Annotated in this window: 22 protein-coding genes, 1 tRNA gene and 1 riboswitch; of the genes, 7 read left to right on the top strand and 16 right to left on the bottom strand. The window is 76.2% G+C overall.

The features are described from left to right. Positions 1-252 precede the first annotated feature (252 nt). The 3 genes from groL to thrC form a co-directional block, all read right to left on the bottom strand. Positions 253-1,881 (bottom strand): chaperonin GroEL, encoded by a 1,629-nt coding sequence (gene groL / locus ACI78U_RS22485; protein ID WP_456877625.1) that lies wholly within the window; start codon positions 1,879-1,881, stop codon positions 253-255. A 269-nt stretch (positions 1,882-2,150) separates the two neighbouring features. Continuing rightward, the gene (locus tag ACI78U_RS22480; protein ID WP_089405184.1) at positions 2,151-2,351 is read right to left on the bottom strand and encodes a cold-shock protein; all 201 of its coding nucleotides are present in this window, start codon (positions 2,349-2,351) and stop codon (positions 2,151-2,153) included. Between the two features lie 208 nt (positions 2,352-2,559). Continuing rightward, complete coding sequence (gene thrC / locus ACI78U_RS22475; RefSeq protein WP_456877624.1) at positions 2,560-3,861, bottom strand: threonine synthase; 1,302 nt, start codon at positions 3,859-3,861, stop codon at positions 2,560-2,562. Between the two features lie 12 nt (positions 3,862-3,873). Beyond that, positions 3,874-3,995, bottom strand: a riboswitch (SAM riboswitch). Between the two features lie 61 nt (positions 3,996-4,056). On the opposite strand from thrC, the gene ACI78U_RS22470 reads away from it, so the two are divergent. After that, positions 4,057-4,878: an HAD family hydrolase gene (locus ACI78U_RS22470; protein WP_456877623.1), complete on the top strand. Its 822-nt coding sequence runs from the start codon at positions 4,057-4,059 to the stop codon at positions 4,876-4,878. A 109-nt stretch (positions 4,879-4,987) separates the two neighbouring features. On the opposite strand, the gene ACI78U_RS22465 is transcribed toward ACI78U_RS22470, so the two are convergent. The 6 genes from ACI78U_RS22465 to ACI78U_RS22440 all read right to left on the bottom strand — a co-directional run bounded on the left by ACI78U_RS22465 (position 4,988) and on the right by ACI78U_RS22440 (position 12,449). Next, complete coding sequence (locus tag ACI78U_RS22465) at positions 4,988-5,860, bottom strand: ABC transporter permease (protein ID WP_456877622.1); 873 nt, start codon at positions 5,858-5,860, stop codon at positions 4,988-4,990. Next, the gene (locus ACI78U_RS22460; RefSeq protein WP_456877621.1) at positions 5,857-8,796 is read right to left on the bottom strand and encodes an alpha/beta fold hydrolase; all 2,940 of its coding nucleotides are present in this window, start codon (positions 8,794-8,796) and stop codon (positions 5,857-5,859) included. Before ACI78U_RS22460 ends, ACI78U_RS22465 begins: the two co-directional genes overlap by 4 nt. Positions 8,797-8,885: 89 nt before the next feature. Further along, positions 8,886-10,556 carry a LytR C-terminal domain-containing protein gene (locus ACI78U_RS22455; protein ID WP_456877620.1) on the bottom strand — a complete coding sequence of 557 codons (1,671 nt, stop codon included), beginning with the start codon at positions 10,554-10,556 and terminating at the stop codon, positions 8,886-8,888. Between the two features lie 65 nt (positions 10,557-10,621). Further along, positions 10,622-10,954 (bottom strand): DUF3263 domain-containing protein, encoded by a 333-nt coding sequence (locus ACI78U_RS22450; RefSeq protein WP_456877619.1) that lies wholly within the window; start codon positions 10,952-10,954, stop codon positions 10,622-10,624. An 87-nt stretch (positions 10,955-11,041) separates the two neighbouring features. After that, complete coding sequence (rarD, locus tag ACI78U_RS22445; RefSeq protein ID WP_456877618.1) at positions 11,042-11,962, bottom strand: EamA family transporter RarD; 921 nt, start codon at positions 11,960-11,962, stop codon at positions 11,042-11,044. 55 nt (positions 11,963-12,017) lie between these two features. Beyond that, entirely contained in the window at positions 12,018-12,449 is a 432-nt protein-coding gene (locus ACI78U_RS22440) for a CBS domain-containing protein (protein ID WP_456877617.1), read from the bottom strand. Positions 12,450-12,565: 116 nt separating this feature from the next. Between ACI78U_RS22440 and ACI78U_RS22435 the strand changes: the two genes are divergently transcribed. Further along, positions 12,566-12,994 (top strand): DUF5313 family protein, encoded by a 429-nt coding sequence (locus ACI78U_RS22435; RefSeq protein ID WP_456877616.1) that lies wholly within the window; start codon positions 12,566-12,568, stop codon positions 12,992-12,994. On the opposite strand, the gene ACI78U_RS22430 is transcribed toward ACI78U_RS22435, so the two are convergent. After that, positions 12,994-13,066, bottom strand: a tRNA-Thr gene (locus tag ACI78U_RS22430). The genes ACI78U_RS22435 and ACI78U_RS22430 overlap by 1 nt on opposite strands. A gap of 221 nt (positions 13,067-13,287) precedes the next feature. Here ACI78U_RS22430 and ACI78U_RS22425 point away from each other — a divergent pair. After that, complete coding sequence (locus ACI78U_RS22425) at positions 13,288-13,581, top strand: DUF2695 domain-containing protein (RefSeq protein WP_456877615.1); 294 nt, start codon at positions 13,288-13,290, stop codon at positions 13,579-13,581. Here ACI78U_RS22425 and ACI78U_RS22420 read toward each other — a convergent pair. Next, positions 13,539-14,276: a hypothetical protein gene (locus tag ACI78U_RS22420; protein ID WP_456877614.1), complete on the bottom strand. Its 738-nt coding sequence runs from the start codon at positions 14,274-14,276 to the stop codon at positions 13,539-13,541. The two genes, ACI78U_RS22425 and ACI78U_RS22420, sit on opposite strands and share 43 nt — an antisense overlap. 149 nt (positions 14,277-14,425) lie before the next feature. Between ACI78U_RS22420 and ACI78U_RS22415 the strand changes: the two genes are divergently transcribed. The 3 genes from ACI78U_RS22415 to ACI78U_RS22405 all read left to right on the top strand — a co-directional run bounded on the left by ACI78U_RS22415 (position 14,426) and on the right by ACI78U_RS22405 (position 17,924). Further along, positions 14,426-15,202, top strand: coding sequence for an ABC transporter permease (locus ACI78U_RS22415; RefSeq protein WP_456877613.1), 777 nt, complete (start codon positions 14,426-14,428; stop codon positions 15,200-15,202). A gap of 114 nt (positions 15,203-15,316) precedes the next feature. Next, complete coding sequence (locus ACI78U_RS22410; RefSeq protein WP_456877612.1) at positions 15,317-16,585, top strand: S1C family serine protease; 1,269 nt, start codon at positions 15,317-15,319, stop codon at positions 16,583-16,585. 49 nt (positions 16,586-16,634) lie between these two features. Further along, positions 16,635-17,924, top strand: coding sequence for a DUF445 domain-containing protein (locus ACI78U_RS22405; RefSeq protein WP_456877611.1), 1,290 nt, complete (start codon positions 16,635-16,637; stop codon positions 17,922-17,924). A 102-nt stretch (positions 17,925-18,026) separates the two neighbouring features. Here the strand turns inward: ACI78U_RS22405 and rlmB are convergent, their stop codons facing one another. From rlmB to ACI78U_RS22380, 5 genes are read right to left on the bottom strand one after another with little or no spacing between them, the layout of a single operon-like run. After that, entirely contained in the window at positions 18,027-19,001 is a 975-nt protein-coding gene (gene rlmB / locus ACI78U_RS22400; RefSeq protein WP_456877610.1) for a 23S rRNA (guanosine(2251)-2'-O)-methyltransferase RlmB, read from the bottom strand. Further along, positions 18,983-20,386 (bottom strand): cysteine--tRNA ligase, encoded by a 1,404-nt coding sequence (cysS, locus tag ACI78U_RS22395; protein WP_456877609.1) that lies wholly within the window; start codon positions 20,384-20,386, stop codon positions 18,983-18,985. Before cysS ends, rlmB begins: the two co-directional genes overlap by 19 nt. Continuing rightward, positions 20,383-20,895 carry a 2-C-methyl-D-erythritol 2,4-cyclodiphosphate synthase gene (ispF, locus tag ACI78U_RS22390; RefSeq protein WP_456877608.1) on the bottom strand — a complete coding sequence of 171 codons (513 nt, stop codon included), beginning with the start codon at positions 20,893-20,895 and terminating at the stop codon, positions 20,383-20,385. The genes cysS and ispF overlap by 4 nt, the downstream gene beginning before the upstream one ends. After that, positions 20,892-21,554 carry a 2-C-methyl-D-erythritol 4-phosphate cytidylyltransferase gene (gene ispD, locus ACI78U_RS22385; protein ID WP_456877607.1) on the bottom strand — a complete coding sequence of 221 codons (663 nt, stop codon included), beginning with the start codon at positions 21,552-21,554 and terminating at the stop codon, positions 20,892-20,894. Before ispD ends, ispF begins: the two co-directional genes overlap by 4 nt. Before the next feature lie 52 nt (positions 21,555-21,606). Then, the gene (locus tag ACI78U_RS22380) at positions 21,607-22,089 is read right to left on the bottom strand and encodes a CarD family transcriptional regulator (protein WP_089405202.1); all 483 of its coding nucleotides are present in this window, start codon (positions 22,087-22,089) and stop codon (positions 21,607-21,609) included. Between the two features lie 131 nt (positions 22,090-22,220). Between ACI78U_RS22380 and ACI78U_RS22375 the strand changes: the two genes are divergently transcribed. After that, on the top strand, positions 22,221-23,154 hold a 934-nt coding region (locus ACI78U_RS22375), incomplete at its 3' end, for a UbiA family prenyltransferase (protein ID WP_456877606.1).

Raw genomic sequence — 23,154 nt, 5'->3', positions numbered from 1 at the left:
GGCCCGCCCGGCGGCGCGGCCCGCCCCCCCCCCGCCCCCCCCCCCGACCCCCCCCCCCCCCCCCCCCCCCCCCCCCCCCCCCCCCCCCCCCCCCCCCCCCCCCCCCCCCCCCCCCCCCGAACCGGGCCGGATCCCGCCGAGATCACGTGATCTCGACGCGGCGCGAGCGACCCCACAGACGCCGACAGGGGCGGCCCCGCGAGTGCGGGACCGCCCCTGCCAGGCGTTGCTGGTGCTACGGGGTGACCGGACTCAGAAGTCCATGCCGCCCATGCCGCCGTCGCCACCCGGAGCGGCCGCGGCGGCCTTCTCCGGCTTGTCGGCGATGACGGCCTCGGTGGTGAGGAAGAGCGCCGCGATGGAGGCGGCGTTCTGCAGCGCCGAGCGGGTGACCTTGGCCGGGTCGATGATGCCGGCCGAGACCAGGTCCACGTACTCGCCGGTGGCGGCGTTGAGGCCGTGGCCCACCTCGGAGTTGCGGACCTTCTCCGCCACGACGCCGCCCTCGAGGCCGGCGTTGACGGCGATCTGCTTCAGCGGCGCCTCGAGCGCGACGCGCACGATGTTGGCACCGGTGGCCTCGTCACCCTCGACGTCGAGCTTCTCGAACGCGACGGCGGCGGCCTGCGCCAGGGCGACGCCACCACCGGCGACGATGCCCTCCTCGACGGCGGCCTTGGCGTTGCGCACCGCGTCCTCGATGCGGTGCTTGCGCTCCTTGAGCTCGACCTCGGTCGCGGCGCCGGCCTTGATGACGGCGACGCCACCGGCCAGCTTGGCCAGGCGCTCCTGCAGCTTCTCGCGGTCGTAGTCGGAGTCCGACTTGTCGATCTCGGCGCGGATCTGGTTCACCCGGCCGGCGATCTGGTCGGTGTCACCGGCGCCCTCGACGATCGTCGTCTCGTCCTTGGTGACGACGACCTTGCGGGCGCGGCCGAGCAGGGCGACGTCGGCGGTGTCGAGCTTGAGGCCGACCTCCTCGCTGATGACCTGGCCACCGGTGAGGATGGCGATGTCGGCGAGCATGGCCTTGCGGCGGTCACCGAAGCCGGGGGCCTTGACCGCGACGGACTTGAAGGTGCCGCGGATCTTGTTCACGACCAGGGTCGCGAGGGCCTCGCCCTCGACGTCCTCGGCGATGATGGCCAGCGGCTTGCCCGACTGCATGACCTTCTCCAGCAGCGGGAGCAGGTCCTTGACCGAGCTGATCTTGCTGTTGACGACGAGCACGTACGGGTCGTCGAGGACGGCCTCCATGCGCTCGGCGTCGGTGACGAAGTAGGGCGAGATGTAGCCCTTGTCGAAGCGCATGCCCTCGGTGAGCTCGAGCTCGAGGCCGAAGGTGTTGCTCTCCTCGACGGTGATGACGCCTTCCTTGCCGACCTTGTCCATCGCCTCGGCGATGAGCTCACCGATGGCGGTGTCGGCGGCGGAGATCGACGCGGTGGCGGCGATCTGCTCCTTGGTCTCGACGTCCTTGGCGCTGGAGAGCAGGTGCTCGGTGACCGAGGCGACGGCCTTCTCGATGCCCTTCTTCAGGGCCATCGGGTTGGCGCCGGCGGCGACGTTGCGCAGACCCTCGCGGACGAGCGCCTGGGCCAGCACGGTGGCGGTGGTGGTGCCGTCACCCGCGACGTCGTCGGTCTTCTTCGCGACCTCCTTGACCAGTTCGGCGCCGATCTTCTCCCAGGGGTCCTCGAGCTCGATCTCCTTGGCGATGCTCACACCGTCGTTGGTGATGGTGGGAGCACCCCACTTCTTCTCGAGGACGACGTTGCGGCCCTTGGGGCCGAGCGTCACCTTGACGGCGTCGGCGAGGGTGTTCATGCCCCGCTCGAGGCCGCGGCGCGCCTCTTCCTCGAAGGCGATCATCTTGGCCATGTGGTGATGTCCTCCATGCATGGATCGCTGCACGGCCGGGACCGGCGCCCGCGACGGACGACACCGGGGCCGCGGACGCTCCTACGGCCCGCGCTCCGGTGCCTCACCGTTCCGACCTGATTGGCACTCGGCACTGTCGAGTGCCAACCCGAAGTCTGGCACTCGCCCCTGCCGAGTGCAAGAACGGGGGGTGGGCGCCGGCTGTTCCCGGAACAGCGACGGCCCGGCCCCCCTGCGCGGGGGACCGGGCCGTGGCGCGGTGCCAGGAGTCAGGCGACGCGGACGCCGTCGGCCTGCGGGCCCTTCTCGCCCTGGACGACCTCGAAGGTGACCCGCTGGCCCTCGTCGAGGCTCTTGTAGCCGTCCATCTGGATGGCCGAGTAGTGGACGAAGACGTCCTGGCCGCCGTCGACGGCGATGAAGCCGAAGCCCTTCTCGGCGTTGAACCACTTCACGGTGCCCTGTGCCACGTGTGCTCCCACGGTGCGTGCGTGCGGACGGTTCCCCGTGGTCCGGGGACCGGGGTACAGCTCTTCCGCCCGTCGGACACGTGCGTGGAACTGACGACCGCGCGAGACGGTACAACAGGGACGCCGTCGTGGGGAGATGCCGCACACACGACTCGAGGACGACCGGGCGGGATGTCACCCGCCGGATCGACGGCCCCGAGCGTACGCCTCAGCCGATGAGGCCCGCCGACCGGACCGACCGCAGCGACGGCTCCACCCGGTGCGTCGGGCCGACCACCGGCGTCAGCGGGTCGAGGGTCTTGAGGCCCTCGCCGGTGTTGAGGACGACGGTCTCCCGCGCCGGGTCCAGCCGGCCGTCCTCGACCAGCTGCCGCAGCACGGCCACGGTCACGCCGCCGGCGGTCTCGGCGAAGACGCCGGTGGTGCGGGCGAGGTCGCGGATGCCCTGGACGATCTGCTCGTCGCCGACCCGGCCGACCGCGCCGCCGGTGCGCCGGATCGCGTCGAGCGCGTAGGGCCCGTCGGCGGGGTTGCCGATGTTCAGCGACTTGGCGATGCCGGTGGGCTTGACCGGCTTGACGACGTCCCAGCCGTTGTCGAAGGCGGTCGCGATCGGGTCGCAACCGGCCGACTGGGCGCCGAACACCCGCCACTCGGTGGCCTCGACGATCCCGGCGGCGGCCAGCTCGCGGAAGGCCTTGTCCACCTTGGTCAGCAGCGAGCCCGAGGCCATCGGGATCACGACCTGGGCCGGGATCCGCCAGCCCAGCTGCTCGGCGATCTCGTAGCCCATCGTCTTGGAGCCCTCGGCGTAGTAGGGCCGCACGTTCTGGTTGACGAAGGCGGTGTCCTCGAACTCGTCGGTCTCGGCGAGCTCGCTGGTCAGCCGGTTGACGTCGTCGTAGGAGCCGTCGACGGCGACCAGCGTCTGGCCGTAGACCGCCGACTGCACCACCTTGCCCGGCTCGAGGTCGGCCGGGATGAAGACGAACGACGGGATGCCCGCACGGGCGGCGTGCGCGGCCACGGAGTTGGCCAGGTTGCCGGTCGAGGCGGCGGCGATCTTCCGGTAGCCGAGGCCCCGGGCGGCCGTGGCGGCCAGCGACACCACGCGGTCCTTGAACGAGTGCGTGGGGTTGCCCGAGTCGTCCTTGACCCACAGCCCGCCGGTGACGCCGAGTTCGGCGGCCAGCCGGTCGGCGCGCACCAGCGGGGTCAGGCCCGGGTCGAGGGAGACGCGGTCGGCGGGGTCCTGGCCCACCGGCAGCAGCGCGGCGTAGCGCCAGATGTTCTGCGGGCCGGCCTCGATCTGCTCGCGGGTCACCGACCGGAGGGCCTCGGGGTCGTAGTCGACCTCGAGCGGGCCGAAGCACTCGGCACAGGCGTGCTCGGCGATCAGGCCGAAGGTGGCGCCGCAGTTGCGACAGACGAGGCCGCGGGCGGGACTCGGCGGGACCGGGCCACGCGCGTGCACGTCGGCCTGGGCGGATCCGGGAGCGGTCAGGGTCATGCGACGACTACCTCCTCATCTTCCCCGCGGCGGGCCGTCGAGCCGCGCGGGACGGAATTGGCACCTCTCGCCGCTCGCGCGGCGGGTTGCCGGGGCTTCACCGGGCCGTGTCCCTCTGCCCCTCTGGATGAGTGGAACGGGCCGGACTCTACCCGGCTGCCGGGACCGCCCCGCGGCCCGGCCATGCTGGGCGCCGTGGCAGCGCGCATCGTCTACACCGACCTCGACGGCACCATGGTCGGCCCGCGGGGGTCGTTCTGGCACGACGCCGGCGGGTCGCCCACCGCGGAGCCCGCGGCCGCGCTGCTGGAGCTGCACACCGCCGGGGTCGCGCTGGTGATCGTCAGCGGGCGGACCGCCGACCAGGTCACCGAGGCCGGGCGGATCTTCGCCGCCGACGGCGCGATCGCCGAGCTGGGGTCGCTGGTGACCTGGCGGGGCGGGCGCGAGCGGCACCACCTCACCGGCGAGCTGCCCGCCGGGTACGCCGGCCGCACGCCGATGGACGTGATGGCCGAGCTCGGCGTCGTCGAGGCGCTGTGCGCCGCCCACCCTGGCCGGCTGGAGTGGCACGCGCCCTGGCACGCCACGCACGAGGGCGACGCGCTGCTGCGCGGCTACGTCGACCCCCTCGCCGTCGACGCCTGGCTGGCCGAGCGCGGGCTGGGCTGGCTGACCCTCAACGACAACGGCGCCATCCCGGCGTCGGCGCGGCTGAGCCTGGCGCCGGAGGGGCAGCTGGCGCGGGTCTACCACCTCATGCCGCGTGGCATCTCCAAGGGCGCGGCCATCGCCTGGGACCTCGAGCGGCGCGGCCTGGACCCCGCCGACGCCGTCGCCATCGGGGACAGCGCCAGCGACCTGGACATGGCGCCCGCCGTGGGCCGGCTGTGGATCACCGCGAACGGCGCCGAGGTGGGGGGCATGGCCGGGCTGATGGACGCCGTCCCGAACGTCTCGGTGACCGAGGGCGCCATGGGCGTCGGCTGGGCCCAGGCCGTACGAGCGAGCTTGTGAGCGGGTCGCGCCGAGTGGGCCCCGGAGGGGTCCGCGCAGGCGCGACGGAAGGGCTCCACGTCCCCTGGGGGACGGCTCCTGGCCGCGGTGTCGCCCGGTAGGGCGACCGTTACGACGTGACGTCGCGGCGGGAGAAGTGGCGGAACGCCAGCGCGGTGAAGACGGCGACGTAGACGAGTGACTGGACCACCCCGCGGAACAGGTCCGAGGAGTCGACCGGGGTCTGCAGCAGGTCGGTCCACGCGAAGGACTCCGCGGTGGGGAACCAGTCGCGGATCCCGCCGAGCTGCTCGACCTGGTCGAGGATCGAGAAGACGATCGTGGTGAACACCGCACCGCCGACCGCGGCCAGGGGCGCGTCGGTGATCGTGGACAGCCAGAACGCCAGCGCGCCGACCACGAGCAGGTGCACGGACAGGTAGCCGAGCATCCCGGCCAGCCGCAGCAGCCCCTCGCCCTGCGGGAGGCTCACCCCGATCGGTGTGCGGATGTCGTCGAAGCCGAAGGCGATCCCGCCGGCCACCACCGCGACCAAGGCGAGGGTGAGCAGCGCGGCCACCGACAGCACCAGCGCGGCCAGCCACTTCTGCCGGAGCAGCCGCATCCGCGGCACCGGGGTGGCCAGCGTGTAGCGCAGCGACCCCCACTGCGCCTCGCTGGCCACGGTGTCGCCGAAGAACAGCGCGTAGACCACGACGAGGAAGAAGCCGGTGGTCGCGAACAGCACGAACAGCGTGAAGTTCAGCCCGCTGGAGGTGGCGACGTCGACCAGGTTGATCCGGCTGTTCTCCTGCGCGTCCTCGCTGGCGCCCAGCTGCAGCGCGGCGATGAGCACCAGCGGCAGGGCGACCATGAGCGTGAACACGCCCAGGGTGCGCCGCCGCTTGAACTGCCGGCGCAGCTCGACCGACAGCCGCAGCGTGCGCTCGGGCCGGTAGCCGGCGACCGCGCCGGTGGACTGGACGTGCTCGGTCGCGGTCACGACTCCCCCACGAGTGCCAGGAACGCGTCCTCCAGGCGGCGGCGCGGCGTGAACTGGTCGACGGCGACGCCCGCGTCCACCAGCGCCTGCAGCGCGGCCGCGCGGGAGGTCCGCGGCCCCAGCTCGGCGACCAGCCCCTCGTCGGTGCGCTCCACGGTCACGCCGGGCAGCCCGGACAGGACGGCGGCCGCGCGGTCGGCGTCGGCCGGGTCGGTCAGGCCCACGAGCACCGCGCCGCCGGTGCCGACGATCTCCTCGACCGTGCCCTGCGCGATCTTCTGCCCCTTGGCCATGACGACCACGTGGGTGCAGGTCTGCTCGATCTCGCTGAGCAGGTGGCTGGAGACGATGACCGTGCGGCCGGTGGCGGCGTAGGAGCGCAGCACCTCGCGCATGGCGTGGATCTGCGGCGGGTCCAACCCGTTGGTCGGCTCGTCGAGGACCAGCAGGTCGGGCAGGCCCAGCATCGCCTGGGCGATCGCGACGCGCTGCCGCATGCCCTGGCTGTAGCGGCGGACCGGGCGGTCGATGGCGGCGCCGAGGCCGGCGACCTCGATCGCCTCCTCCATGTGCGCGTCCTCGGCCGGCCGGCCGGTCGCCGCCCAGTACAGGGTGAGGTTGTCGCGGCCGGACAGGTGCGGCATCAGGCCGGTGCCCTCGACGAAGGAGCCCAGCCGGGACAGCACCGGCGCGCCCGGTCCCGCCGCGTGGCCGAAGACGCTGATCCGCCCCTGCGTCGGGCGGATCAGGCCCATGAGCATGCGCAGCGACGTCGTCTTGCCCGCCCCGTTGGGGCCGAGCAGGCCGAGCACCTGGCCGCGGCGGACCTCGAAGGACAGGTCGCGGACGGCGACGAAGCCGTCCTTGTAGGCCTTGGTCACGGCCTCGAAGCGCAGCGGCACGTCCTCGCCGTCGGGCTCGACCTCGGAGGTGACCCGCCGGCGCCGGCGGCCCCAGAGCACCGCGGCCGCCCAGCCGAGCAGGCCGAGGACGACGACGGCGCCGAGCAGCCACCACCAGCGGGAGGTGCCGCCGTCGGCCTGCGCCTCGCCCGCCACGCCGGGGACGGCGAGCACGGTGCCGCCGTTGCCGGCGCCGGCCAGGGACACCGAGTAGACGCCCGCCTCGGCCGGCAGCGCGAAGCCCTGGTCGGTGGAGCTGACGACGACCCGCATCGTGTGGCCTGCCTCGAAGCGGTGCACGATCCCGGGCAGCGTGACGGCGACCTCGGTGGGTGCGGAGGGGTCCGCGGACAGGCCGGTCAGCGACAGCGGGGCGACCAGCCCGCCGGGCAGCGTCTGGGCGCCGTCGGGGCCGACGTCGTAGAGCTTGGCGAACAGCGTCGCGGTGCCGGTGGGCGAGGCGACGGCGAGCTCGACGGTCGGGGCGCCGACCACCTCGACGGCCTCGTCGAGCGGCTCGGTGGAGAAGGCGGCGAACTGGCCGGGGATCTCCACGGCGGTGCCGCCGAGCGCGGAGGCGAGCGAGCCCAGGCCCGGGACGGTGGTGATCGCCGCGGGGGTGCCGCCGGCCGGGGTGACCACCGGCTGGAGCGCGCCGTCGAGGGCGAGCTCGGTGCGCGCGGTGGGCCCGGTCCCCGCGAGGCCGGGGTAGGCGTCGGTGACGACGCTCTGCGTGCCCCCCTGGACGCTGCCGAGCGTGCTGCCCAGGCCGCTGGGGACGGGGAACTCGAAGCCGGTGCCGGGGTCCTCGCCGCGGGCCGGGTCGTCCTCGTCGCGCAGGTGCCAGCCGAACCAGCCGGCGACGAGCTCGCGCAGCTCGGCGGTCTCCCGCTCGGACGGCTGGGAGTCGTGGCCGCCGGCGTACCAGACGACCTTCACCGGGGTGCCGTTGGCGGCGATCCCGCGGGCGTTGGCGTCGGCCTGACCGAGGCCGAACAGCGAGTCCTCGGTGCCCTGCACCAGCAGGGTGGGTGCGGTGATCCGGTCGAGCACGGCGGCCGGGCTGCTGCGGTCGAGCACCGCGGCGACCTCCGGCGTCAGGGTCCCGGTGGCCGCGGCGGCCTGGTAGGCGGCGCAGATGTCGGCGCGGAACCGGCCGCAGGTCAGCGCCTGCTCCACCGCGGCGGGGTCGACCGTGGACAGGTCGACCGGCAGGTCCTCGAGCGAGGGGACCGAGGCCGGGGCGGCGGCCGCGCCGTCGCCGGTGGCGCCCCCGCTGTCCTCACCGTCCTCGGCCTCGGCCGCCCCTCCGCCGCCGAGGGCGTCGAGCAGCCCGCCGCCGGGGGCCGACCCCACGCCGAAGAACAGCCCGGACCACAGGCGCTTGTAGACGCCGGTGCCGGGGTCCTGCGGGGTGGCCGCGGGGGTGGCGGCGTCGACGGCGCCGGTCTGGGAGGGGAACAGCGCGGCGGTCAGCGAGTGCCAGGTGATCTGCGGCGCGATGGCGTCGACCCGGTCGTCGTAGGCGGCGCCGAGCAGGGACAGCGCGCCGCCGTAGGAGGCACCGGCGACGCCGACGCGCGGGTCGCCCTCCCCGTCGAGCAGGACGTCGTCGCGCCCGGCGAGCAGGTCGAGCAGCGTGGAGAGGTCGGCGACCTCGTAGCGGGGGTCGTCGAGGCCGATCTGGCCGGTGCTCTCGCCGAACCCGCGCGCCGAGTAGGTCAGGACGACGAAGCCGCGGCCGGCGAGGTCGCGGGCGTCGTCGGCGACCGACTGCTTGCTGCCGCCGAAGCCGTGCGCGAGCACGACCGCGGGCGCCGGCTCGTCGGCGGTGGCCGAGCCGGGCAGGTAGAGGGTGGTGTCGAGCTCGACGGCGTCGGCACCGGAGCCGGAGGGGACGCGGGCCTCCTCGGTGCGCACCTCCTCGGCCGCGGCCGCCGCAACAGGCAGCGCGCCGAGCAGGGCACCGGTGAGCAGCAGGGTGAGCAGGGCGCCGAGCGCCGCACGGGCGCCGGGGCGCGGGCGGGGTGTCACGGGCCCGCGGACGGGACGCACGATGCGGCCAACGGACGGTGTCGCGCCGGTGTTCCGGCGGTGGCCGTGGGGTGTGTCGCGGGCAGGCGTCAGGGCCGCCACTCACCGGTGAGGACGACGACGAGGCCGGGGTCGGCCACGCCGGGGACGTCGAAGAACCGCTCGGCCGGCCCGCCGACCACGCCGGGGAACGCCTCCATGAGCTGCAGCGCCGACTGCCGCTGCTGCTCGTCGCCCGCGGTGATGAAGACCGTGGTGACGGCGACGCCGGGGCCGTCGTACTCGCCGACGCCGTTCGGCTGCCAGCCCTGGGCGCCGAAGGCCTCGGCGGCGTCCCCGGCCAGGCCACCCACGCTGGTGGCGTTGAGCACGGTCACCGGCACGCGGACCGGCGTGCCGGGCGCCTCGGCGACCGGGGGCAGCGGCTCCACCGACAGCGGCGGCAGGACGCCGGTGGGCGGGGCGACGGTCGCCGAGGGTGCGACGGTGCTCTGCGGAGCCGTGCTGGTCGAGCCGGCCTCCTGCGTCTGCGAGGAGGTGAAGCTGTACACGCCGAGCACGACCAGCGCGATCACGACCACGGCGAGCAGCGCCGGCACGACCCGACTGCGGCTCGGCGGGGCGTCGTCCTGGGTGGCGGCGCGCAGGGCGGCCCGGGAGACGCCGGCCCGGCGCGCGGCCTTGCGGCGCTCGGACTCCATCGCCTGCCGCTCGGCCTCCCGCGCCTGGCGCTGGGCCCGCATCGCGGCGCGGTTGCCGACCACGCCGGTGGAGTCGCTCGGGGGCCCGGTGGGCGGCCCGGTCTCCGGCTCGGGCGCGCGGTCGCGGACCCGCTCGCGGCGGCCGCCCCGGGCGACGTCCCGGTCGGGGATGGCCTCGGTCAGCGGCGCCGCGGCCCGGGCCCGGGCGACGTCGCGGTCGGGGATGGCCTCGGTCGACGGCGCCGCGGCGCGGCCCCGGGCGACCTCGCGGTCGGGGATGGCCTCGGTGGCGGGGGCGGCCGCGGCGCCCTTCGGGCGGGTCCAGTCGCGGTAGGGCGTGGCACCGGCGGCGTCCGGCGTGGCAGGCGCGGTCGCCGGGGTGGTCCGGACCGCGGTCGGCGGTGCCGCCGGAGGTGCCTGGGGCGTCCGGCTCCGGGCGGCGGGGCGGGCGGGCTGGTCCCACGGGTCCAGCGGCGCGACGGCCGGCTCATGGGCGTCGGCGTTCGGGGTCGGGACGGCCTGGAACGGCGCGACCGTGGTGAGCGGCGCCGCGGGCCGGGCCGAGGCGACCGGGGTGCTCGCCGCCGGCGGAGCCGCGGGTGCGGCCGCGGGCGGCGGTGCGGGGAGCCGCGCGGCGGTCGGCGGGACCAGCGGCGGGGCGGCCGACGGCGCGGGTGCGGGCTGCGCCGCCGCGGGGCGCGGGGCGGCGGCCGGCCGGCGGGTGGGGCGCTCCGCCGGCGCGGACGGCGTCGGGGGCGGGCTCTGCTGCGGGGCGGGCGCCTGGCGGGTGACGCCGTCGGCCGGCGGGCGGGCCCACGACGCCGGCCGTTCCGGCTCGGCGGCCCGCGCGGGGACGTCGGGGCGACCCGGCCGGCCGGTCAGTCGGCGGCGCCGCTCGGTCTCGTCGCCGAGCAGGGCGTCGCGGCGGCGCTCGGCGCGGCTGCGCAGCGGCCCGGTGAGGGTCGGGGCGTCGCTCCAGTCGGTGCCCTCGGACGCGTCGGCACCGTCCGGGACGGGATGCCCGGGGGCGGGGTCGGTGCGCCGGCGTCCACCGGCCACCGGGGCGGACGGCCGGTCCGGTTGGTCACCACCTGACGCCGCATGCCTGCCCACGGTGACCAAATCTAGATGGCGGACGAGCCCTTGCCCAGGAGCGACGGGGAACGCCGCTGGCGTCGCGCGCTGCGCAGGCGGCGCAGCCGGCGGACCAGCAGCGGGTCGGCCTCGAGTGCCGCAGGCCGGTCGACCAGGGCGTTCAGCACCTGGTAGTACCGGGTCGGCGGGAGGCCGAACTGCTCGCGGATGGCCGTCTCCTTGGCGCCGGGGTGGCGCCACCACTTGCGCTCGAAGGCCAGCATCTCGTGCTCGCGCCGGGTCAGGCCCGCAGGCTGCGCGGGATCCTCACCGGACACCGAGCCCGCCGGCGGGGAGACCGCGGGGTCGGGGTCGGGGGTCATGGTCGGGTCCGATCGATCGGGGGGAAGCCGTCACCGATGACGGTATGCCCCGTCGCCGACGTTTTCCCGCGTGTCGCGCCGCCGGTCTCAGGCCGGGGCCGTGACCTGCTCGGCCGCGGCCCGGCGACCGGCCGCCGCCCGGACCGAGCGCAGGCTGTCGACGGTGAACACGGCCAGGGCGGCCCACACGATGGCGAAGCCGACCAGGCGGGCGGGCGGCATGGGCTCGTCGAAGACGAAGACCCCGAGCGCCAGCTGCATCAGCGGCGTCACGTACTGCAGCAGCCCGACCGTGGACAGCGGGATCCGCCGGGCGGCCGCGGCGAACAGCAGCAGCGGCACCGCCGTGGCGATGCCCGAGGCGAGGAGCAGGAGCAGGTGGCCGGTGCCGGCCTCCCCCGCCGTCCCCCGGCCGGTGGCGTGCAGCACCCCCAGGAACACCACCGCGGGGAGGAAGGTCACCGCCGTCTCGACGAACAGGCCCGGCGCGGCCTCCACCCGGACCAGCTTCTTGAGCAGGCCGTAGCCGCCGAAGGTGGCCGCCAGCGTCAGCGCGATCCACGGCGGCCGGCCGTAGTCCCAGGTCAGGACGGCGACGGCGACGGCCGCCAGCGCCACCGCCGTCCACTGCAGCGGGCGCAGCCGCTCGGCGAAGACGGCGACGCCGAGCAGCACGCTGACCAGCGGGTTGATGAAGTAGCCGAGCGAGGTCTCGACCACGTGGCCGGAGTTGACGCCGTAGACGAAGACCAGCCAGTTCGCGGCGATGAGCACCGAGGCGCCGGCCAGGACGAGCATGGTGCGCCGGTCGGTGACCGCGGCCCGGACCAGCGCCCAGCGGCGCAGCGCCGTCAGCAGCAGGGCGACGAACAGCAGCGACCAGACCACCCGGTGCGCGACGATCTCGACGCCGCCGGCGGGCTCGAGCAGCGGGAAGTACAGCGGGAAGCAGCCCCACAGCAGGTACGCGGACAGGCCCGCCGCCGTCCCCAGCCGCCGCTCGTCCACGGCCGCACCGTACGCGGGGGACCCTCCGGGCCGGGGTGCGACCCGGGACCCGTGGCTAGCCGGTCTGGATGTACTCGACGAGGTGGGCCCGCTCCTGCTCGAGCTCGTCGAGGCGGGCCTTGACGACGTCGCCGATCGAGACGATGCCCAGCAGCAGGCCGTCCTTGGTCACCGGGACGTGGCGGACCCGGTGGTCGGTCATCGTGCGGGCCAGGTCGTGCACCGACGCGCTGGGCGGACAGGTGTGGACGTCGGCGGTCATGAGCGCCGACACCGGGCCGTCGAGCACCGCCGGCCCCGACTCGTGCAGCCCCCGGACGACGTCGCGCTCGGAGACGATGCCGTCGATGGCGCCCCCGCCGGAGGAGACGACCAGCGCGCCGATCCGGTGGCGGACGAGCAGGCTGAGGGCGTCCCGGACGCTGGCGGCCGGGTCGACGGTGACCACGTCGGGGCCCTTGTGGCGGAGCAACTGGGAGATCTGCACGGATGTCCTCCTCACCTGGCGGCGGCAGTGTCCTCCCGGACGGCGCCGGGGGGCAACGGTGCACGGCGCGGGACCGAATCGTCCGCCGGGTGGCCGGACGGGCCTACCGTGGACGCGTGCGCACCACGCGGCACGACGCCCGCCCGGCGTCCCCCTCGGTCCTCCAGTGGCTCCGCTACGCCTTCGGCGGGGGGCTGCCCCGCCGGCTCTCGCCCTGGGTGCTGTCGGACACCACCCGGCCCGGGTGGGTCCGCCGGCACGTGGCCCGCTCGCTGGTCCAGCTCTCGCCGCTCGTCGTGATCTGCCTGGTCGCCGTCCCGATGGCACTGGCCTACCGGGTGACCGCGGCCGCCGGCGGCCTCGTGGTCGGGCTGGTGTACTCGCTGGCGTTCATGGTGGAGACCACCGAGCACCGCGTGGCGAAGGCCGGCTACCCCGCCGGCACCGCCGCCCGGCTGCGTGAGGAGCGCGCCGAGCGGCGCCGCGGCGCCCGGGTCGAGGAGCGCTTCCCCTACCGGGTCGGCGGAGCCGGCAGCTTCGACTGAGCCGACGGGGGGACTCGAACCCCCAACCGCCCGATTACAAGTCGGGTGCGCTACCAGTTGCGCCACGCCGGCGGGACACGGGACCGGGTCCCGGGACGAGTCTAGGGACAGCGCGTGGGACGACTGCGCGGCGCCGGTCCCGGGCGTCCGGGCTGGCCGGCCCGCTCCTGCGGTGTTGCCCGCTCTCTTGCGGCGTCAGGGACACCGCAGGAGCGCCAGGGACACCGCAGGAGCACGACGCGGCCCCGCCTGACCCGGCTCAAGGCGCGCACCCGGCGGCCGATGCTGACGGCGTGGCACCGACCGACGACGTGGCCGCCCTCCTGCCGCTGGACCGCTCGCAGCTCGACGCGCTGCGGGAGCACGTCGAGTCGCTGCTGGAGGCGGGGGCCTGCGACCAGACCCGCCGCGCCACCGACGCCTGGGCCGCCCGCCACGGCATCGCCCTCGACCGGCTGCACGAGGGCCTCGAGGAGTTCGGCGGGTTCTGCGACTGCGAGGTCGTGATGAACGTCGACCCTGCCGTGGTCTTCCCGGCGGCGGGTCAGGCGGCGCCGGTGCCGGCGGAGGGTCCCTCGCTCAGGTAGCCGGCCGGGTCGCTGCGCGGGGACCCCTCGGCCAGCCAGCGGGCGAAGCCGGCGGGGTCGCGCCGCTCGAGCTCGTCGAGCGTCTCCTGGCGGCGCCGCACGATCGACTGCCGCGCCGTCGGGTGCAGTTGCCCGGCCAGCGCCGTGGTCGTGCTCAGCCACTCGCGGCCCAGCGCCGCGGTGGTCATCGTCGTCACCGGCGGCAGGAAGGTCACCGTGCCCACGGCCTCCCCCGGCCGGGCACCGCCCGCCGGCCGCGGCGCGGCGGCCGGCGTCCCGGCGATCGACCCCGGAGGCGACGCGAGGGTGGCGTTGCGCCGCGGCGGGCGCCCGGTGCGCGCCAGCCACAGCCCGAGGCCGCCCACGGCCAGGACCGCGCCGGCGATCACGGTGAGCACCGGGCCGCCCAGCGCCGCCGTGCCGGACAGGAAGAGCAGCACCGCCATCGTGGCCGCGCCGACGCGCCAGGCGGCCTCGAGCGGCGAGTGGCGGTCGAGGACGCCGAGGTCGGCACCGGACCCGCCCCCCGACTCGCGGGCCACACCGGCGGCCAGGCAGGCGGTCACGACCGAGGCCAGCCCGACCGCCAGCAGTCCGGGAGGTCGCAGGGCCAGCCCGCCGACGACGGCCACCGCCGTCGCGGTGAGGGCGGCCAGCCCCAGGAGCAGGCGGGCGGGGACTCCGCGGTCGGACACGAGCGCCTCCTGGAGGACAGGCCGGGCAGGGGGCCCCGTCCGCTCCGCGAGGACCGGCCGGGCTCCCCCTCTACCCCGCAACGGCCCGATCGCACACCGTGCACGGCGTGTCGCGGGTCGGCGGACCGCGCAGGGCAGGATCGCCGCGCGTGGGGACCTCCGTCGTCGAGCTCGGGCCGCGCCTGGCCGTCGTCCTGGTGCTGCTCACCGGCCTGGCGGCGGCCGTCGGCCGGCTGTCCGGGCTGGGCCAGGAGCGGCCGGTCGTGGTCGCCGCCCTGCGGGCCACGGTCCAGCTGGCCGCGGTGTCTGCGGTGGTGCTGCTGGTCGTGGGCTCGCTGTGGCTGTCGGCGGCGTTCGTCCTGCTGATGGTCCTCGTCGCGGCGGGGACCGCGGCCGGGCGGGCCACCGGCCTGCCGCTGCGCGCCCCCGGGGCGGCGCGCCGGGTGGCGACGGCGGCGCTGCCGGTGGCCGGCGGCGCGGTGCCGGTCGTGGCGCTCGTCCTGGCCAGCGGGACGGTCCCGCTGCGCGGCGCGGCGGTCGTCCCCGTCGCCGGGATCCTCGTCGGCGGCGCGATGACCGCGACGTCGCTGGCCGGGCGGCGGCTGCGGGAGGAACTGACCACCCGCCGCGGCGAGGTCGAGGCGGCGCTCGCGCTGGGCCTGCTCCCCCGCGATGCCGTCCTCGAGGTCGGCCGCCCGTCGGCCGCGACCGCCCTGCTCCCGGCGCTCGACCAGACCCGCACCGTGGGACTGGTCACCCTGCCCGGCGCGTACGTCGGCGTCCTGCTCGGCGGCGGCAGCCCGCTGGCCGCCGGCGCCGCGCAGCTGCTCGTGCTGGTCGGCCTGCTGGCGGTGCAGGTGGCCGCGGTCTGGATCGTGACCGAGCTCGTCGCCCGCGGCCGGGTGCTCACCGGCCTCCCCCGCTGACCGCGCCGCCGGCGCCCAGAGACCTCACAGGCGCTCGGCAGCGCTCCGCCAGACGCCCGGCCGACAGTCGGTCCCGAGGCGGTGGAGCGCCGCCACGCGAGGAGGACCACGACGATGACCGGCACCCCGTACCCGACCCCCCAGCCGCCGCAGCCGCCGCAGCAGCCGCCGGCCGGTGCGGCCCAGGGATGGACCCCGCCGCCGTCCGGCGGCACCTGGTACCCGCCGGCCCACACCGCGCCGCTGCCGACGACCACCTCCCCGGGACCGGCACCCCGCCGCGCCGGCCGGCTGCGGATCGGCGTCGCGGGCCTGCTGGCCGGCGCGCTGGTCGGCGGCGGCGCGGGCGCCGGCGTGGTCGCCCTGACCACCGACGGCGTCGGCACGGGAGGGACCGCCGCCACGGCCCAGCCGGTGGTGGTCCAGGACCCGGAGAACGCCACCGCGGTGACCGCCGCCGCGGCCGCGGCGGCGCCCAGCGTGGTGACCGTGTACGTGTCCAGCGGCTCGGGCTCGGGCAGCGGCTCGGGGGTCGTCCTCTCCGAGGACGGCTACGTGCTGACCAACGACCACGTGGTGAGCCTCGACGGGGGCTCCACCGGCGCGGCCGTCCAGGTGCGCACCGCCGACGGCGCGCTCTACGACGCCACCGTCGTGGGGACCGACCCGACCTCCGACCTGGCCGTGCTGCGGCTCGAGGACGCCGACGGGCTGACCCCGGCCACCTTCGCCGACTCCGACGAGGTGCAGGTCGGTGACCTGGCGGTGGCGATCGGCGCCCCGCTGGGCCTGTCCGACACCGTCACCGACGGGATCATCAGCGCGACCGACCGCGCGGTGACCACCGGCTCCACCCAGGACGACGCCACCGTCCTCGACGCGCTGCAGACCGACGCGGCCATCAACCCGGGCAACTCCGGCGGCGCGTTGGTCGACGCCTCGGGCGCCGTGATCGGCATCAACACCGCCATCGCCTCGGTCGCCTCGGGCCTGCCCGGCTCGTCCGCGCAGAGCGGCAGCATCGGCGTCGGCTTCGCGATCCCGAGCAACGTCGCGCAGCGGATCGCCGAGGAGATCATCGAGACCGGGTCGGCCACCCACGCCGTCCTCGGGGTGCGGGCGCAGACCGCCGCCGACGACACCAACAGCGAGGTCGGCACCGGGGCGCAGCTCGCGGAGGTCGAGGCGGGCAGTGCCGCCGCGGACGCCGGGTTGCAGGCCGGTGACGTGGTGACCGCCGTGGGCGACCGCGTCGTGACGACGTCGGCCGAGCTCACCGCCGCCATCCGCAGCCACGCCCCCGGCGACGACGTCTCGCTCACCGTCGACCGCGGCGGGCGGACGACGACCGTCGAGGTCACGCTCGGCAGCAGTGCCGGCTGATCCGGCGAACCCCGACGGGCACCCTCCTGCGCCACATAGGCTCGGGAGGGTGTCGTCGTCGCGCAGACCGCCGGGCAGCGTCCCGCTGACCTCCTCGCTCGACGACCCCGCCCGCGCCGAGGGCCTGCGGCGGATGAAGCGGCTGGCCACCGGGCTGTTCCTGCTGGCCGCGGCGGTCTTCCTCGCCTGCGTGCTGGTCGGTGAGGACGCCGGCCCGTGGGTGGGCTACGTGCGGGCCACCGCCGAGGCCTCGATGGTCGGGGCGCTGGCCGACTGGTTCGCCGTCACCGCGCTGTTCCGGCACCCGCTGGGGATACCGATCCCGCACACGGCGATCATCCCGCGCAAGAAGGACCAGATCGGCGCGAGCCTGGGCACCTTCGTCCAGGAGAACTTCCTGACCCGCACCGTCGTCGAGGACAAGCTGGCCACCGTCGACGTCCCCCGCCGGCTCGGCGACTTCCTCGCCGCCCCCGGCCGCGCCCAGCGGCTGGCCGGCGACGCCGCCGTCGCGCTCAGCGGGGTGACCGACCTGCTCCGCGACGACGACATCAAGGACGCCGTCGCCGGGCTGGTCGACCGCCGGCTGCACGAGACGCCGGCCGCGCCGGTGCTCGCCCGCGTCCTGGAGCTGGTGGTCGACGGCGACCGGCACCAGGAGGTGCTCTCCGCGGCGCTGCGCTACCTCGGCCGCTTCCTGGAGGAGAACCGGGTCGTCTTCCGCGCCCAGCTCGGCGACGCCTCGCCGGCCTGGGTGCCCGACTGGGTCGACGACCGCGTGTTCGACCGGCTCTTCGCCGCGCTGCAGGGCTTCCTGCACGAGGTCGGCGCCGAACGGGACCACGAGCTGCGGCGGGTCTACGACGCCCGGCTGCGCGCCTACGTGCACGCGCTCCGCACCGACCCCGACACCGCGGCGAGCGTCGAGGCGTTCAAGAAGCAGCTGCTCGACCACCCGGCGGTGCGCACCTGGTCGTCGTCGCTGTGGACCAACGCCAAGGCGGCGTTCCTCGCCGCGGCCGCCGACCCCGACTCCGAGCTGCGGGCCCGGGTGACCGGGCTGGTCCTCGACGCCGCCCGGCTGCTGCGGACCGACGAGCGGGTGCGCGAGCGGGTGCAGCGGCAGTCGGTGCGGGTGGCCGGCTACCTCGTCGAGCGGTTCGCCGGCGACGTCGCCGACGTCGTGGGCACCACCGTGGCGCGCTGGGACACCGAGGAGACCAGCCGGCGCATCGAGCTGCAGGTGGGCCGGGACCTGCAGTTCATCCGGATCAACGGCACCGTCGTCGGCGGGCTGGCAGGCCTGGTCATCTACACCGTCGCCCAGCTGCTGGGCTGAGGCGCGCGACGATCAGCCTCCCTGATCGTGCGGCGTCCTCCCGCACGTCCCACCGTGAGGGAGGACGCCCGACGATCAGGTCACCTGATCCCGGCGGAGGCGCTACCCCCGCGCGCGGGCGGCGGCGTACAGGGCGATGCCGGCGGCGACGCTGACGTTGAGCGACTCGGTGTCGCGGGCGATGGGGATGCGCAGGACGACGTCGCAGCGCTCGCGCACCAGCCGCGACAGGCCCGTGCCCTCGGCGCCCACCACGAGCGCCACCGGGTCGGCGAGACCGTCGTAGTCGTGCAGGTCCAGCTCGCCGTCACCGGCCAGCCCCACGGTCTGCAGGCCGGCGTCCTGGTAGGCCGCGAGCGCCCGGGCCAGGTTCACCGCGCGCGCCACCGGCAGCCGGGCGGCCGCTCCGGCGCTGGTGCGCCAGGCCGAGGCGGTCATCCCGACCGCGCGCCGCTGCGGCACGACCACGCCGTGCGCGGCGAACGCGGCCGCCGAGCGCACCACGGCCCCCAGGTTTCGCGGGTCGGTGACGCCGTCCATGGCCACCACCAGCGGGGGGCGGCCGGAGTCGCGGGCGAGCTCGAGCAGGTCGTCGGGGTGCGCGTAGTCGTAGGGCGGGACCTGCAGGCCGATGCCCTGGTGCAGCGCACCGCCCGACATCCGGTCGAACTCGGCCCGGCCGACCTCGAGCAGCGGCAGGCCGCGGTCGGCGGCCAGCTGCACGGCCTCGGCGACCCGCTCGTCGGTGCGCGTGCTGTCACCGGTGACGACGTACAGCGCGGTCGCCGGGATCTCCGCGCGCAGCGCCTCGACCACCGGGTTGCGCCCGAGCAGCAGCTCGGGGGCCTCCTCGGCGCGCTGGCGGCCGCGGTCGCGCTCGGCCCGCCGGCGGGCGTCGGCCTGCGCCCTGCGCTGCGCGGGGTGGCCCTTGCGCATCTCGGCCGGCGGGGTGGCCCCCCGGCCGGCCAGGGCCCGGCGGTTCTTGCCCCCCGTCCCGGTCGTGGCGGTCTTCTTGCCCGCACCGCTCGTGCGGCCGCGGCGCTGGCTGTTGCCGGCCATCAGCGGGTCAGCTCCCATCGGGGTCCCTGCGGGGTGTCCTCGACCTGCACGCCGAGGGCGGTGAGCTGGTCGCGGAGGGCGTCGGCCGCGGCGTAGTCCTTGCGGGCGCGGGCGGCCTGCCGCTGCTCGAGCGCGAGCCGCACCAGGCCGTCGGTGACCCCGGCGAGCCGGCCGTCGCTGCCGCCCTCGGCCCAGCGCGAGTCGAGCGGGTCCAGGCCGAGGACCTGCAGCATGCCGCGGACGGCGCCCAGCGCGGCGGCCGCGGCGGCGTCGTCGCCCTCGGCCAGGGCGGTGTTGCCCTGCCGGACGGTCTCGTGCAGGACGGCGACCGCGGCCGGGGTGCCCAGGTCGTCGTCCATGGCCGCCCGGAAGTCCTCGGGCAGCGAGGTCCCGCCGTCCGCCCCGACCCGCTCGGCGGCCCGGTGCACGAAGGACTCGACCCGCCGGAAGGCGGCGCCGGCCTCGGCCAGCGCGGCGTCGGTGAACTCGATCGTCGACCGGTAGTGCGGGGCGACCAGGTAGTAGCGCAGCTCGATCGGCCGGACCCGGCGGACGACCTCGTCGACCAGCGCGGTGTTCCCCAGCGACTTGCTCATCTTCTCGCCGCCGAGGGTGACCCAGCCGTTGTGCACCCAGTACCGGGCGAAGCCGTGGCCGGCCGCGTGCGACTGCGCCTGCTCGTTCTCGTGGTGCGGGAAGCGCAGGTCCAGGCCGCCGCCGTGGACGTCGAAGTCCGGCCCGAGGAAGCGCTCGGCCATGGCGGAGCACTCCAGGTGCCAGCCGGGCCGGCCGCGGCCCCACGGCGTCGCCCAGCCGGCCGTGTCGGGCTCGCTGGCCTTGTGCGCCTTCCAGAGCGCGAAGTCGCGCGGGTCGCGCTTGCGCTCGTCGGTGGCACTGTCGGCCGCGGGCTCCATCTCCTCCGGCTTCTGCCGGGTCAGCGCGCCGTAGCCGGGGAAGGAACGCACGTCGAAGTAGACGTCGCCGTCGACGGCGTAGGCGTGGCCGCGCTCGATCAGCCGCGCGATGAACTCGACCATGTCGGGGATGTGCCCGGTGGCCCGCGGCTCGTAGGTCGGCGGCCGCACACGCAGCGCCTCGTACGCGCGGGTGCTGGCCAGCTCGTTCTCGTAGGCCCAGGCCCACCAGGGGACGCCGTGCTCGGCGGCCCGGGTGAGGATCTTGTCGTCGATGTCGGTGATGTTGCGGACCAGCGTGACGTCGACGCCGTGGCCCTGCTCGAGCCAGTTGCGCAGCAGGTCGAAGACCAGGCCGGCGCGCACGTGCCCCAGGTGCGGCCGGCCCTGCACGGTGAGGCCGCAGACGTACATGGAGGCCTGTCCGGCACGCAGGGGCGTGAAGTCGCGGACCGCGCGGGCGGCCGTGTCGTACAGGCGGAGGCTCACCGCGCGGAGTCTACGGAGCCCGGCGCGCCGGTCTCCCGGACCACCAGCGCCGTGGCGACCGCCGCCCGGCCCTCGCCCCGGCCGACCAGCCCGAGCCCGTCGGTGGTGGTCGCCGTGACGCTCACCGGGGCACCCAGCGCCGCCGACAGGGCCGCCTCGGCCTCCGCCCGGCGCGGGCCGAGCTTCGGGGTGGGCGCCACCAGCTGCACGACGGCGTTGCCGACCCGCCAGCCGGCGGCGGCCAGCGTGGCCCGGACGTGCTCGAGGACGGCGACGCCGCGGGCGCCGGCCCACCGGGGGTCGTCGGTGCCCAGCAGGCCGCCGATGTCGCCGAGCCCGGCCGCCGACAGCACGGCGTCGGTGAGGGCGTGGGCGACGACGTCGCCGTCGGAGTGCCCGGCGCAGCCGTCGGCGCCGGGCCAGGACAGCCCGGCCAGCCAGCACTCGCGGCCGGCCTCGACCGGGTGCACGTCGACGCCGAGGCCGACCCGGGGCAGCGCGTCGCTCACCGGGCCACCTGGAGCTCGGCCAGGTGCAGGTCGTGCGGCACGGTGACCTTGGCGGCGCGCTCGTCGCCGTCGACCGTGCCGACCGGGATGCCGGCGGCGCCGACCACGGCGGCGTCGTCGGTGAGCTCGACGCCCTCGGGCAGCGCGGCGTAGGCGGCCACCAGCGTCGCCCGGTCGAAGCCCTGCGGGGTCTGCACCCGCCGCAGCGGGGCGCGGGGGACGGCGGAGGTGACCACGCCGGCCTCGTCGACGACCACCGTGGTGTCCACGACCGGCAGCACCGGGACGACGGCCGGGGCGCCGGCGGCGAGGGCGGCCAGCACCCGCGCGACCACCTCGGGCGGGGTGAGCGGGCGGGCCGCGTCGTGCACGAGGACGGCGTCGGCGTGAGGACCCGCGACGGCCAGGCCGGCGCGCACCGAGGCGGTGCGGGTGGCCCCGCCGTCGACGAGCTGCACGGCGCCGGGCAGGACGGCGGCGAAGGCCGCGCGGTCGGTGGCCGGCACGGCGACGACGACCTCCTCGACGCCACCGGCCAGCAGGGCCTCCACCGCCCAGGCGACGAGCGGGCGCCCCGCCAGCGGCACCAGCGCCTTGGGCCGGTCGGCCCCCAGACGCGAACCACTCCCGGCCGCTGCGACGATGCCGACAGCGGACACGGGAGTGGTCGGGTGGAGCGGGTGTGCGGAGGCGGGACTCAGCCGGCCCGGCTCAGCTCGCCAGGACCTCGTCGAGGAGGATCTCCGCCTTGTCCTCGTTGGTGCCCTCGGCGAGGGCCAGCTCGCTCACCAGGATCTGACGGGCCTTGGACAGCATCCGCTTCTCGCCGGCGGAGAGGCCACGGTCCTTGTCGCGGCGCCACAGGTCGCGGACGACCTCGGCCACCTTGTTGACGTCGCCGGAGGCCAGCTTCTCGAGGTTGGCCTTGTAGCGGCGCGACCAGTTGGTCGGCTCCTCGGTGTGCGGGGCCCGCAGGACCTCGAACACGCGGTTGAGCCCGTCCTGACCGACGACGTCGCGGACGCCGACGATCTCTGCGTTGTCGGCCGGCACGCGCACGGTCAGGTCGCCCTGGGCGACCTTCAGCACGAGGTAGGCCTTCTCTTCACCCTTGATGACCCGCGTCTCGATCGCCTCGATCAGAGCGGCACCGTGGTGCGGGTAGACGACGGTCTCGCCGACAGTGAAGCCCATGTGTGTGTGACCCCTTTCGCTGTACCCAGGTTAGCACGGCACACTGACCCCCGGAACGGCCCGACGGCGGATAAGCGCAGGTCAGAGGCCTGATGAAGTCCGGGAGAGGGGTTGACACGGGCGTGGTGGGTGTGCGTGCGCGGCCCGCCCGGGCGGCCTCGGTGGGCGCCCTGGTGCGCGCGACGCACGCCCCGCCGGCGGCCGCGGTGACCGTCGTCGCGACCCTGCTCGCGGTCGCCGCCGGGCTGTCCCCGGGCCGCGCCGCGCTCGTGGGGGTGGCCGTCCTCGCAGGTCAGGCGTCCATCGGGTGGAGCAACGACTGGCTCGACGCCGACCGCGACCGCGCCGTCGCGCGCGCGGACAAGCCGGTGGTGCAGGGAGCGGTCGACCCCGGCGTGCTGCGCGTCGCGGCCCTCGCGGCGGCCGCGGTGGCCGTCGTCCTGTCGCTCGCGCTGGGCTGGGTGCCCGGCCTGCTGCTCCTGGTGCTGGTGGCCAGCGGTTGGGCCTACAACGCGGGTCTCAAGCGCACGGTGATGTCGGGACTGCCCTACGTCACCGGTTTCGGCGCCCTGCCGGCCGGTGTGGTGGCGGCCGCGCCCGGTTCGCCCGCCGCGCCGTGGTGGCTGCCGGCGGCGGGGGCGGCCCTGGGGGCCGCGGCGCACCTGGCCAACGTGGCGCCCGACATCGAGGAGGACCTCGCCACCGGGGTGCGGGGGCTGCCGCACCGCCTCGGCGCGCGGGTGTCGGCGGTCCTCGGCGCCCTGCTCCTGGGCGGGGCCTCGCTGGTGCTCGTCCTGGGCCCGCCCGGGCCGCCGGCGTGGTGGGGCTGGGCCGGGCTGGTGCTGGCGGTGCCGGCGGTCGCCGTCGCCGCACTGGCGGGGACGCACCGTCTCCGCCGGCTGGCCTTCCCCGCGGTGCTGGTGCTGACCGTCCTCGACGTGGTGCTCCTGCTGCTCGGGGGGGGGGGGGGGGGGGGGGGGGGGGGCGGGGGGGCGGGGGGGGGGGGGCGGGGGGGGGGGGGGGGGGGGGGGGGGGGGGGGGGGGGGGGGGGGGGGGGGGGGGGGG

It is taken from the genome of Geodermatophilus sp. SYSU D00710, assembly GCF_054050195.1.
This window is presented reverse-complemented; position numbering and strand designations above follow the sequence as displayed.